Genomic DNA, 12,321 nt, shown 5'->3' with positions numbered 1-12,321 from the left:
CATTTCGACGCGGCCGCGCTGGCCGCGCTCGACGGGCAGGAGGTCGTGGCCCGTGGGCCGGGCGCGCAACCGCTGGCCGTGGCACGGCTGCTCGACCGAGCGCGGGGGCAGGGGCTGCCGCCGGAGCCACAGCTGGTGCAGGGCTGGATGGTCGAGCCGGTGGCGCGCCCCGCCCGGTCGCTCTGGGTGTGGGGCGCGGGTCACGTGGGCCGCGCCATCGTCGCGACGCTCGCGGGTGTGCCGGAGCTTGCGATCACCTGGGTCGACACCGGTCCGGAGCGCTTCCCGGCCGAGGTGTCGGCGGGCGTGACCGTGGTGCCCGCCGCCGAGCCCGCGCGGCTGGTGCGCCATGCGCCGCGCGATGCGGAGCACCTGATCCTGACCTACAGCCACGAGCTCGACTTCGCGCTCTGCCACGGGCTGCTGGCGCATGGCTTCGGCTTCGCCGGGCTGATCGGCTCCGAGACGAAATGGGCGCGGTTCCGATCCCGGCTGCTGACGCTGGGTCATGCGGATGCGCAAATCATGCGCATATGCTGTCCGATTGGGCAGAAATCGCTGGGCAAGCATCCGCAGGCCATTGCCATCGGCGTGGCGGCGCAGCTACTTGGGCGGCAAACAGGGGACAGGGCGTGTCAGACACACTTCTCAGCATCCGGGGCCTGACCAAGGCCTATCCCGGCGTCGTGGCCAACGACGACGTCTCCTTCGACATCCTGAAGGGCGAGATCCACGCGCTTCTCGGAGAGAACGGCGCGGGCAAGTCGACGCTGGTGAAGATGATCTTCGGTCTCGTGAAGCCGGACCGTGGCGAGATGGTCCTCGACGGGGCGCCCTATGCGCCGGGCCAGCCCTCGGACGCACGGCTGTCGGGCGTTGCGATGGTGTTCCAGCACTTCTCGCTGTTCAACGCGCTCGACGTGGCCGAGAACGTGGCACTGGGCATGGAGACGCCGCCGCCGATGCGCGACCTCGCACGGCAGATCAAGGAGGTCTCGGAGACCTACGGGCTGCCGCTCGATCCGCACCGGATCGTGGGCACGCTGTCAGCCGGCGAGCGCCAGCGGGTCGAGATCATCCGCTGCCTGTTGCAGAACCCGCGGCTGCTGATCATGGACGAGCCGACCTCGGTGCTGACGCCGCAGGAGGTCGAGATCCTGTTCGACACGCTACGCAAGCTCAAGGCCGAGGGAACGTCGATCCTCTACATCTCGCACAAGCTGGAAGAGATCCGCACGCTCTGCGACGAGGCGACGATCCTGCGGCTGGGCAAGAACGTCGGCACCTGCACCCCGCGCGATGTGACGGCGCGGCAGATGGCCGAGATGATGGTGGGCTCGAGCTTCGCCACCCCCGAGGCCCGTGCCGGCGAGACCGGCGAGGTGCTGCTGAAATGCGACGCGCTCTCGCTGCCGGCGCCGGGGGCCTTCGGGACGCCGCTGCGCGAGGTGTCGTTCGAGGTCCGCGCCGGCGAGGTGCTGGGCATCGGCGGCGTCGCGGGCAACGGGCAGGACGAGCTTCTCGCCGCGCTGTCGGGCGAGCGGCTGTCGCCGAAGGGCTCGATCTGGTTCCGCGGCCGCGACATCAGCCGCGACGGCCCGATCCGGCGCCGTGACGCAGGCCTGCTGTCGGGCCCCGAGGAACGGCTCGGCCACGCGGCGGCGCCGAACATGAGCCTGACCGAGAACGCGGTGCTGACCGCCTCGCGGCGCAAGGGCCTTCTGTCGCGCGGCTTCATCGACTGGCGCAAGGCGCAGGGCTTTGCCGAGGAGGTGATCGACCGTTTCGACGTGCGCACGCCGGGGGCGGGAACCGCCGCCCGGGCGCTGTCGGGGGGCAACCTGCAGAAGTTCGTCGTCGGACGCGAGATCATGCAGGGCCCGGATGTCTTCGTGGTCAACCAGCCGACCTGGGGCGTCGATGCCGCGGCGGCGGCGGCGATCCGGCAGGCGCTGCTGGATCTCGCGGCACAGGGCGCGGCGATCATCTGCATCAGCCAGGACCTCGACGAACTCATGGAAATTTCCGACCGCTTCGGCGCGCTGAACGAGGGGCGACTTTCGCCCACCCGCCGGGTGGCGGAACTGGATATCGAGAAGATCGGCCTGATGATGGGCGGTGCACACGACATGGAGGTGGCCCATGTGGACGGCTGACGTGCCGGAACAGGCGGTTGTTTTCCGCGACGAACGGACCATCGCTCGCGGCAGCGGAGGCGCGCGATGATCCGGCTCGAGAGACGACCGACGCCGTCGCGGCTGTGGACGGGGATCACGCCGATCCTCGCGGTGATCCTGACCATGGTGGTGGGCGGGATCATGTTCGCCGCGCTCGGCAAGCCGCCGCTCGAGGCGATCCGCACGATCTTCTGGGATCCGCTGTTCCACCCTCAGTTCGCGTCGTATTCGCGGCCGCAGCTGCTGGTGAAAGCGGGGCCGCTGATCCTTATCGCGATCGGTCTGTCCGTTGGCTTCCGCGCGGGCATCTGGAACATCGGGGCCGAAGGGCAATACATCATGGGCGCCGTCACCGGCGCTGCCGTGGGGCTGGCCTTCTACCCGTCCGAGAGCATCCTGCTGTTCCCGCTGATGGTCGTCGCCGGTGCGCTCGGTGGCTGGGCCTGGGCGATGATCCCGGCGATCCTCAAGACCCGCTTCGGCACCAACGAGATCCTCGTGTCGCTGATGCTGGTCTACGTGGCCGAGAACATCCTGGCCTCGGCATCGTCGGGCTGGCTGCGCAACCCCGAAGGCATGGGCTTTCCCGGCTCGCGCAACTTCAAGCAGTGGCCGGCGGTGCAAAACGTCGAGCTTCTGCCGGACACCGGGATGCACTGGGGCGTCATCGCGGCGCTGATCGCGGTCATCGCGGCCTACGTGCTGATGGCGCGCCACATCCAGGGCTACAACGTCCGGCTCACCGGCGAGGCACCCCGCGCGGCGCGCTTCTCGGGCGTGTCGCCCACGCGGATCGTGTTCCTCTGCCTCGGCATCTCGGGCGCGCTTGCGGGCATGGCCGGGCTCTTCGAGGTGACGGGCCCGGCGGGGCAGATCACCATCGACTTCAACTCGGGCTATGGCTTCACCGCGATCATCGTGGCGTTCCTCGGGCGGCTCAATCCCTTCGGCATCCTGCTCGCGGGTCTGCTGATGGCGCTGACTTACATCGGAGGCGAGCTGGCGCAGCTCATGCTCGGTCTGCCGGGCGCGTCGATCCAGCTGTTCCAGGGAATGCTGCTGTTCTTCCTGCTCGCGACCGACGTCTTCACAAACTATCGCATCCGGTTCGGCACCGGGGAGGTGGCCTGATGGATCCCGTTCTTCTTGTCGCCTCGATCATGGTGTCGGCAACGCCGATCCTGCTCGCCGCCCTCGGCGAGATGGTGGTCGAGAAATCCGGCGTGCTGAACCTCGGGGTCGAGGGCATGATGATCACCGGCGCGGTGATGGGGTTCGCCATCGCCGTCTCGACCGGCTCGCCGGTGCTGGGCTTCGCGGGGGCCGCCGTGGCTTCGGCGGTGCTGTCGCTGAGCTTCGGCCTGCTGACGCAATACCTGCTGTCGAACCAGGTCGCGACCGGTCTCGGGCTCACGCTGGTGGGGCTGGGGCTCTCGGCGCTGATCGGCTCGAACTACGAGGGCCAGCGGGCCCCGAGCCTGCCGAAGCTCGACATCCCGCTGCTGGGCGACATCCCGGTGCTCGGGCGGATGCTCTTCTCGCATGACTTCGTGGTCTACCTCAGCCTTGCGCTGGTGGTGGCGGTATGGATCTTCCTGAAGCACACCCGCACCGGCCTGATCCTGCGCGCGGTGGGCGAGGACCACGCCAGCGCCCATGCGCTCGGCTACAAGGTCGTGCGGCTGCGCATGGCGGCCATCGCCTTCGGCGGGGCCTGTGCCGGCCTCGGAGGCGCCTACGTCAGCCTCGTGCGGGTGCCGCAATGGACCGAGGGCATGACCGCGGGCGCCGGCTGGATCGCGCTGGCGATCGTCGTCTTCGCCTCGTGGCGGCCGCTCGGGGTGCTGATCGGCGCCTATCTGTTCGGGGGAGTCACGGTTATCCAGCTCAACCTTCAGGCGGCGGGCACGACCGTTCCGGTCGAGCTCTTGTCGATGTCACCATACCTGATAACGATCATCGTGCTGGTGATCATCTCGGCCCGTGGCGCGCAGGGGGCACCCGGCTCGCTCGGCCGCTCGTTCCACGCCTCGTCCTGAGGCGTCACACAGTCAACAAAGTTGAAAACAGGGAGATACTCCGGATGAAACGCAGAACCCTTCTCGCATCGGCCGCCGCGCTGAGCCTTGCCGCCGGCGCGGCCTTTGCGCAGGACGTGCCGAAGATCGGCTTCGTCTACGTCGGCCCGGTCAACGACGGTGGCTGGTCGCAGCACCACCACGAGTCGGCGATGAAGATGAAGGAACACTTCGGCGACCAGATCGAGCTCGTCGAGCAGGAATCGGTGCCCGAGGGGGCCGACGCCGAGCGCGTGCTGACCCAGATGGCGCTGTCGGGCGCGGACCTGATCTTCACCACCTCCTTCGGCTACATGGACCCGACCATCAACGTGGCCGAGAAGTTCCCGGACGTGAAGTTCGAGCACGCCACCGGCTACAAGACCGCCGAGAACGTGTCGGCCTATTCCGCCCGCTTCTACGAGGGCCGGGCGATCACAGGCTACCTTGCCGGTGCGATGACCGAGACCGACAAGATCGGCTACATCGGCTCGTTCCCGATCCCGGAAGTGATCCGCGGCATCAACTCGTCCTACCTGCACGCCAAGCAGGCCAACCCCGACGTGGAGATCGCGGTCGTCTGGCTCAACACCTGGTTCGACCCGGCCAAGGAAGCCGACGCGACGCAGGCGCTGCTCGACCAGGGCGCTGACGTGGTGCTGGCGCACACGGACTCGACCGCACCGCTGGCGGTGCTCGAGAAGGCCGGCGGCTACGGTTTCGGTCAGGCCGCCGACATGGCGCAATACAAGCCCACGCCGCGCATTTCGTCGATCATCGACGACTGGGCGCCCTACTACATCGAACGCGTCCAGGCGATCGTCGACGGCACCTGGGAAAGCCAGAACGTCTGGCAGGGCATCGGTGACGGCATGGTCGGCATCGGCGAGTTCACCGGCCCGATCCCCGACGACGTGCTCGAGACCGTGACCCAGATGAAGGAAGACATCGCGGCGGGCGACTACCACCCGTTCACCGGTCCGATCAACAAGCAGGACGGCTCGGCCTGGCTGGCCGAGGGCGAAGTTGCCGACGACGGCACGCTGGCCGGCATGGACTTCTACGTCGAAGGCGTTTCGGGCGAGATCCCGAACTGATCCAGACGATCTGACAACGCATGAGGGACACCGTCGGCGCGCAGGCTCCGGCGGTGTTCTTCTTTGAAGGAGCGGTGCGAAGCGTGAGCATCTCCAGCCCAGACACGACCGAGGCCTCCGGGCCGGACATGCGGCCCGTCGCGCTGGTGCTCGGCGCGGCCGTCTGGCCGGGAGGTCGCCCCTCGCCCACGCTGCGGCGCCGTGCGCTGAAGGCGGCGGCGCTCTGGCACGAGGGGCAGGTGCGCGCGATCATCGGATGTGGCGGGGTAGGGCGGCATCCGCCGTCGGAGGCCGAGGTCATCCGCGCGCTGTGCCTCGAGGCCGGGGTGCCTGCAGAGCGTCTCCTGTGCGAGCCGCAGTCGACCACCACCGAGGAGAATATCCGTTTCGCGTTGCCGCTGCTGGCCCGGCTGTGCAGCCGTCGGGTGGTGCTGGTGAGCGACGCCTACCACCTGCCGCGCGCGTGGCTGGTGGCGCGTCGCTCGGGGCTGGCCGCCACCGGCGCTGCGCCGCCGCTTGCTGGCGCAAAGGCCTCGGCACAGATTCGCGCAGCGCTGCGGGAGGTGCCGGCGTTTGTCTGGTACTGGCTGCGCGGGCGTGGAAAGTGATCCGGGGCAGGGGGGCCTGCCGCGGGCCTTGGAGGTGACTCAGAGCACGCCGATCTCGGCCAGCGCGCCGGCAAGCTCCGGCGGAAGCTCGTCTTCGTCCTGGCGGTTCGCGGGCAGGTCCGCCGGCGCGTCCTCGGGCTTGAGATAGCGCCAGCCCTGGAACGGGCGGCGCGGGGCAGGGGAGACGCGGATCAGCCCCGGCTCGAGCACGATGGCGCAGCGTTCGATCCCGTCACCGCCCATCACCCGGTCGAGCCTGCGGATCGGCTGGCGGCACTGGATCAGCCCCTGGAACACCCAGAAGATGCTGCCGCCGTTGAGAACCTCTGCCTCGCGGCGCGGCCACATGCGGGTGACATGGCAGGGCAGCCCGTCGGCGGTCTGCGCGGCGCCGCTCTGCTGCCACGCCGCAAGCGTCTCGATGCTGTCGGTCCCGACGCTGAGCTTGATGAGATGGGTGAACTTGTCCACGGATGCCCCCGCTGAATTTCACCGCATATTGTAGGTATGCCACGCGCGGTTTCAAGCCGTGGTATGAATCTGGCCGGAAAGGGGCTGGACGTGGTAGGATCGAGCCTGTTACGAGGCACGTCTGCCAAAGAGGGATTCCTGCTGCCATGAGCCGTTTCGCCGCCCCCATCGCCGAACAGATCTGGGACATGAAATACCGATTCAAGGAATCGGACGGGTCGCCTGTCGACGTTACCGTGGAAGACAGCTGGCGCCGCATCGCGCGCTCGCTCGCCTCGGTCGAGACCGAGGCAGACCGTTGGGAAGACACGTTCTATTCGGCGCTCGAGGATTTCAAATACCTGCCCGCCGGCCGGATCACCGCCGGTGCCGGAACCGCACGTTCGGTCACGCTGTTCAACTGCTTCGTCATGGGGACGATCCCGGACAGCATGGCCGGCATCTTCGACATGCTGAAGGAAGCCGCCCTGACCATGCAGCAGGGCGGGGGAATCGGCTACGATTTCTCGTCGATCCGCCCCAAGGGCGCGATCGTGCACGGCGTCGCCGCCGACGCCTCGGGCCCGCTGTCCTTCATGGACGTCTGGGATGCCATGTGCCGCACGATCATGTCCGCCGGCTCGCGCCGCGGCGCGATGATGGCGACGATGCGTTGCGACCACCCCGACGTCGAGCAGTTCATCTCGGCCAAGTCCGACAGCGCCCGGCTGCGCATGTTCAACCTCTCGGTGCTGGTCACCGATGCCTTCATGGAAGCGGTCAAGGCCGACGGCTCCTGGGATCTGAAGTTCGACGGCAAGGTCTACCGCACCGTCGAGGCGCGGGACCTGTGGAACAAGATCATGAAGGCGACCTACGATTACGCCGAGCCCGGCGTGATCTTCATCGACCGCATCAACAAGGCCAACAACCTCAGCTACATCGAGCAGATCGCCGCCACGAACCCCTGCGGCGAGCAGCCCCTGCCGCCCTATGGCGCCTGCCTGCTGGGTTCGATCAACCTTGCCCGTCTCGTGACCGATCCGTTCTCGGATGACGCGCGTATCAGCGACGAGGATCTCGACGGTCTTGTCGCCACCGCCGTGCGGATGATGGACAACGTCGTCGACGCCTCGCGCTTCCCGCTGCCCCAGCAGGAGGAAGAGGCGCAGAACAAGCGGCGCATCGGGCTTGGCGTCACCGGCCTTGCCGATGCGCTGCTGATGAAGGGCCTGCGCTACGGCACCGAGGAAGCGGCGGCCCAGACCGAGGCCTGGCTGCACCGCATCGCGCGCGCGGCCTATCTCGCCTCGGTCGAGCTGGCCAAGGAAAAGGGCGCCTTCCCGCTGTTCGACGCCGAGAAGTTCCTTGCCTCGGGCAACATGATGAACATGGATGACGACGTTCGCGAGGCGATCCGCGAGCACGGCATCCGCAACGCGCTGCTGACCTCGATCGCGCCCACCGGCACGATCTCGCTCTACGCCGGCAACGTGTCGTCGGGGATCGAGCCGGTCTTCGCCTATGCCTACACCCGCAAGGTGCTGCAGAAGGACGGGACCCGGACCGAGGAAGAGGTCGTCGACTACGCGGTGCAGATGTGGCGCGACAAGTTCGGCGACGCCGAGCTGCCCGACTACTTCGTCAACGCCCAGACCCTCGATCCGCAATCGCACGTGCGGATGCAGGCAGCGGCGCAGAAGTGGATCGACAGCTCGATCTCGAAGACCATCAACTGCCCCGAGGACATCTCGTTCGAAGGCTTCAAGGACGTCTACATGCAGGCCTACGAGACAGGCTGCAAAGGCTGCACGACCTACCGGCCGAACGACGTCACCGGTTCGGTGCTGAGCGTCTCGGAAGAGAAGAAGGAGGCCCCCGAGGTGGTGGCCACCCCGTCCTCCGAGCCGTCGGAGCCGCATGGCGACGTGATCTACATGGCCGACCCGCTCGACCGTCCGCAGGCGCTCGAGGGCACGACCTACAAGCTCAAGTGGCCCGACAGCGAGCATGCGATCTACCTGACGATCAACGACATCATCGTCGGCGGTCACCGTCGCCCGTTCGAGGTCTTCATCAACTCCAAGAACATGGAGCACTACGCCTGGACCGTGGCGCTGACCCGGATGATCTCGGCGGTCTTCCGTCGCGGCGGCGACGTGAGCTTCGTGGTCGAGGAGCTGAAGGCGGTCTTCGACCCGCGCGGCGGCGCCTGGGTGCAGGGCAAGTACATCCCCTCGATCCTCGCCGCGATCGGTGGCGTGATCGAGCGTCACATGATCTCGATCGGTTTCCTAGAGGGTGAGGGCAAGGGTCTGAAGTCCGACCCGCAGGCAAAGGTCGTCGGCCTCGACGCCCCCCGCGGCAAGGCCTGCCCCTCCTGCGGCCAGTTCTCGCTGATGATGGTTGAAGGCTGCATGACCTGCTCGAGCTGCGGCCACTCCAAGTGCGGGTGAGGGGTGCTGGAGGATGAGTCTGTAGGACCCACTAAATCTTGTCCATTTCCGGGGTAATTTGTCCATTCCAGCACAGGATTAATGACCATCGGCTGCGCTGCAGCCGGTGGTTTCTTTTTACATCAATGACTTGCGGGGCTGGCGGATTTACGGCCCTTGATGCGCCGTCAGAGCGCTCCGTCCTGGTGGGCGCCGTTGACGGCCAGCCGCGCTTTCGCCATCCCTCAGGGCAAATCCGGCCGGGTTCTTTCCAACCTCCCCCTCCAGCAGAGCCTCTGCCCGAGGGCATGGCGCAACGCGCCAGAAAGGACCTCCATGACGAAGATTAAGTTCATCGATGCGCGCTTCGCCGACCCCGACGAGAACGAGTTCGCGCTCAAGCGCCGCTTCGAGTGGCATCTGCGCAAGCTCCGTGCCCTTCAGGACGGGGTGTCCCCAAAGGTTCCGGGAGACTTTGAAGATGAGTTGCGCTGGAACGAGGACCTCATCGCGGTGCATCTCTCGGAGAAGGACCGGAACAAGGTGCTGCGCCGTGCGCGCCGGGTAATGGGCGCGCGCGCCAAGGCTTCCGGGCTCAGCCATCTCAGCGCGGATGACCGGCGCGCGCTCGAGGTGTTCCGCGGCGGTGCGGATCTAGTCGGCATCGACAGCGACCACCACGCCGATGAGATCGCCGCGGCCATTCATGCCGAGATGCCCTGGATGGCGGCCGCCACTGACTTCCTCTGGAAGGCGATGCGCCGCTCGGTGCGGGTAGGGGAGCCCGGATTCCGTCTGCCACCCGTGCTGCTCGACGGCCCGCCGGGGATTGGCAAGAGCGTGTGGTCACGCGAGCTCGGGCGCCATCTCGGGGTGCCGCGTTGTGGCATCGAGGGAACCGCAGAGCAGGCCTCCTTTGTCGTCAACGGCTCGCAACGCGGCTGGGGCTCGGCCTTCCCTGGACGGCCCCTGCAGACCATCGTGCAGAGCCTTTGCGCGAACCCGATCGTGGTGGTCGACGAGATCGAGAAGGCCGGAATACCGACCTCGACCAAGGGGCAGGCCTACGGCTTGGCCGAGGGGCTGTTGCCGCTGCTGGAACGCTCGTCTGCCGTGGCCTGGAAGTGCCCCTACTACCAGGTCGGTTTCGACATGTCCTGGATCAGCTGGGTCCTGACCTCGAACAGCCTGAGGACGCTTCCGGCCCCATTCCTGAGCCGCCTGGACATCCTGCGCCTCGCCGGCCCCGGCAAGAGTGATCTCATCTCCTTCGCGGAGCGCGAGGGCGCACGACGGGGGCTATCTGATGCTGCCCTGGGCGCCATCTGCGAGGTGATCGACCAGATTGCTGAGGCGCATGAGATCAATCTGCGCCACGTGTCCAGGATGCTGTCGAGGGCGGAGGCCATGGCAAGCAGCCCGCTGTCGCATTGAGTGGTTGATGCGAGCGCGCGTTAGGTCGGCCAAGACCAAAGTAGTCGCTTGGGCTGATGGCAGCAGCTGGCGGGGGGCAGCCCAAGCGGCATTCCTGCAAGGCGCAACTTTACGTCAGGCGCCGTCACGAAGGGCGGAGAGCCGACCTTCGCTGCGGTGGCGAATCCAGAGCTGCTCCTTGACCAAAGCAGCCATTCAAACCCTATCGGAACTGAACCCTCTTGCTGCGATGGATGCCAAGGTCAGCGATGGGCAGGGAGTCGAGTTTACTATGTTGCGTCTGGTTCCCGACACCCGACCGTCTGCGATCTACGACCAGGCAAGGCCGCCGCTTGATGATCCCGGAGCCACTGGAAACCGGAAATCGGAACAGAACGATATCGTCGGGCGCCACATCGGCAGCCCAGTCGGGCAGAGACAGATCGAGCATAGCGATCCTCCGTGTCAGTGTAAGAACCCGACACGACCCAACCCGATCCGGCCCCGACGTCCCGTCGTCAGGTGCGTGTCACAAGGACACGCGCACCTGAAGACGGGAGGGGGCGAAGGTTACAATTGCTTTACAGCGCCGGAGGGCTCTGTTGCACAAATCCCGTGCGGGATTTGTGCAACAGAGCCCCGCATGGGCGCGGATATCCCGGCCTCGACGCTCGTCGACTGGTGCGGCCAGGGTGTGCGGGTGCTCTCTCCGCTCATGGCGCGGATCAGGGCTGACGTGATGACCGCCGACCGCCTCCATGCCCCCTCTCGGCAGCATGCTTCGCATGCGCCTGCCGGGCAACGGACGACACCCCGGTGCGAGTGCTCGACCGCTCCAAGCGGCTCGAGGGACTGGGAAAGGGCGTGAAGGAGGGCCGGATCTGGACCTACCTCCGGGATGACCGACCATGGGGCGGGACAGCGCCGCCCGGTGTCGCCTACTTCTTCTCACTGGACCGGAAGAGTGCGCATCCGCACCGCCATTTGGCCGAGTTCAGCGGCATCCTCCAGGCGGACGCCTATACGGGCTTCAAGGCGCTCTATGAGCCCGATGCCACCGGCGCGGTGCGCATCCGGGAGGCCGCCTGCTGGGCACACCTGCGCCGGGACTTCCACGATGTCTGGACCGGCACCAAGTCGGAGATCGCCCGGGAGGCGCTGGACCGTATCGGCCGCTCTACGACATTGAACGCGAGATCACCGGCTGCTCCGCCGAAGAGCGGCGGCGCGTTAGGCAGACCCGCACGCGCCCTCTGGCGGAGGACTTCAAGGCGTGGTCGGAGGCCCAGCTCGGCCGGGTCTCCGGCAAGAGCGCACTGGCCAAAGCCTTCCGCTACGCGCTCCGCCGCTGGCCCTCCTTCACGCTCTTCCTGGAGAACGGCCGCGTGGCCATCGACAACAACCCGGCCGAGCGTGCGATCAAGCCCGTGGTGATTGGTCGGAAGAATTGGCTCTTCGCCGGGGCCGATGCCGGAGGTGAAACCCTCGCGGAAGCCATGACGATCATCGAAAGCGCGAAGCTCAGCGGCCACGACCCCGAAGCCTATCTGGCAGACATCCTGGCCCGCATCGGCGACCACAAGATCAACCGCCTCGACGAGCTGCTGCCGTGGAACTGGATGCCGCAATCCAAAGAGGCCAAGGCCGTCGCTTGAGCTGTGGTCCTGACCGGCCGGTTACCATACCGGCCGCTCGCCAAGATCATCAGCGCTGCGGTGCAGCTTGAGCGGACCAGTCATTCACGCATTACGCAGCATGGCCTTGCGCGCAGAGCTCAGCAGCGCGGACGCAACGGACCTTGAGCCGGATCATCTAGCGCCACTCACCTACAGCTGGAACAGACCATTAACCACATCGCGCGTTGCCGCTCCATTGACGCAAAAACGAAGCGGGATGACTTTCTGCTGCCTAATGTCTATATGTCTTTAATTACACGGACGACTTTACCCTCTTTGATAGCCAACATGGTCCGTATAGCCATTCGCACTTTTGGGCTTGATAACCTATAAGACTTTTGGTTCTCAATGCGCCTTAGTAGTGGATTCTCATGGCTCTGTTGCACAAATCCCGTGCGGGATTCATCT

Annotated in this window: 9 protein-coding genes and 1 pseudogene; 9 read left to right on the top strand and 1 reads right to left on the bottom strand. The window is 66.5% G+C overall.

Going from position 1 to position 12,321, the window contains the following annotated elements:
• The 6 genes from xdhC to D6860_RS24870 all read left to right on the top strand — a co-directional run.
• Positions 1-666: xanthine dehydrogenase accessory protein XdhC (xdhC, locus tag D6860_RS24895; RefSeq protein ID WP_128549323.1), on the top strand; the 666-nt coding region annotated here is incomplete at its 5' end.
• Positions 633-2,156, top strand: a complete 1,524-nt coding sequence (locus D6860_RS24890; protein ID WP_076623566.1) for an ABC transporter ATP-binding protein — start codon at positions 633-635, stop codon at positions 2,154-2,156. The genes xdhC and D6860_RS24890, both read left to right, overlap by 34 nt.
• A 66-nt stretch (positions 2,157-2,222) precedes the next feature.
• Positions 2,223-3,308, top strand: coding sequence for an ABC transporter permease (locus D6860_RS24885; RefSeq protein ID WP_076623567.1), 1,086 nt, complete (start codon positions 2,223-2,225; stop codon positions 3,306-3,308).
• Positions 3,308-4,216: an ABC transporter permease gene (locus D6860_RS24880; protein ID WP_017468125.1), complete on the top strand. Its 909-nt coding sequence runs from the start codon at positions 3,308-3,310 to the stop codon at positions 4,214-4,216. Before D6860_RS24885 ends, D6860_RS24880 begins: the two co-directional genes overlap by 1 nt.
• A 44-nt stretch (positions 4,217-4,260) precedes the next feature.
• Positions 4,261-5,331, top strand: coding sequence for a BMP family ABC transporter substrate-binding protein (locus tag D6860_RS24875; protein ID WP_076623568.1), 1,071 nt, complete (start codon positions 4,261-4,263; stop codon positions 5,329-5,331).
• A gap of 83 nt (positions 5,332-5,414) precedes the next feature.
• Positions 5,415-5,939 carry a YdcF family protein gene (locus D6860_RS24870; RefSeq protein ID WP_308420246.1) on the top strand — a complete coding sequence of 175 codons (525 nt, stop codon included), beginning with the start codon at positions 5,415-5,417 and terminating at the stop codon, positions 5,937-5,939.
• A 39-nt stretch (positions 5,940-5,978) separates the two neighbouring features.
• Here the strand turns inward: D6860_RS24870 and D6860_RS24865 are convergent, their stop codons facing one another.
• Positions 5,979-6,410, bottom strand: a complete 432-nt coding sequence (locus D6860_RS24865; RefSeq protein WP_076623569.1) for a DUF1489 family protein — start codon at positions 6,408-6,410, stop codon at positions 5,979-5,981.
• Between the two features lie 146 nt (positions 6,411-6,556).
• Here D6860_RS24865 and D6860_RS24860 point away from each other — a divergent pair, with 146 nt between their 5' ends.
• The 3 genes and pseudogenes from D6860_RS24860 to D6860_RS24850 form a co-directional block, all read left to right on the top strand.
• A complete protein-coding gene (locus D6860_RS24860; protein WP_076623570.1) occupies positions 6,557-8,845 on the top strand; it encodes an adenosylcobalamin-dependent ribonucleoside-diphosphate reductase in 2,289 nt (762 codons plus the stop codon).
• A 315-nt stretch (positions 8,846-9,160) separates the two neighbouring features.
• Complete coding sequence (locus D6860_RS24855; protein WP_017466874.1) at positions 9,161-10,258, top strand: AAA family ATPase; 1,098 nt, start codon at positions 9,161-9,163, stop codon at positions 10,256-10,258.
• Positions 10,259-10,877: 619 nt separating this feature from the next.
• Positions 10,878-11,892 (top strand): annotated as a pseudogene (locus tag D6860_RS24850) (IS66 family transposase); the annotation flags it as partial.
• Between the last annotated feature and the right edge of the window lie 429 nt (positions 11,893-12,321).

Source organism: Salipiger sp. D13 (assembly GCF_003703915.1).
GTDB classification, from domain to species: domain Bacteria; phylum Pseudomonadota; class Alphaproteobacteria; order Rhodobacterales; family Rhodobacteraceae; genus Salipiger; species Salipiger profundus.
The sequence above is the reverse complement of the archived record's forward strand: the minus strand, read 5'-3'. Positions and strand labels throughout refer to the sequence as shown.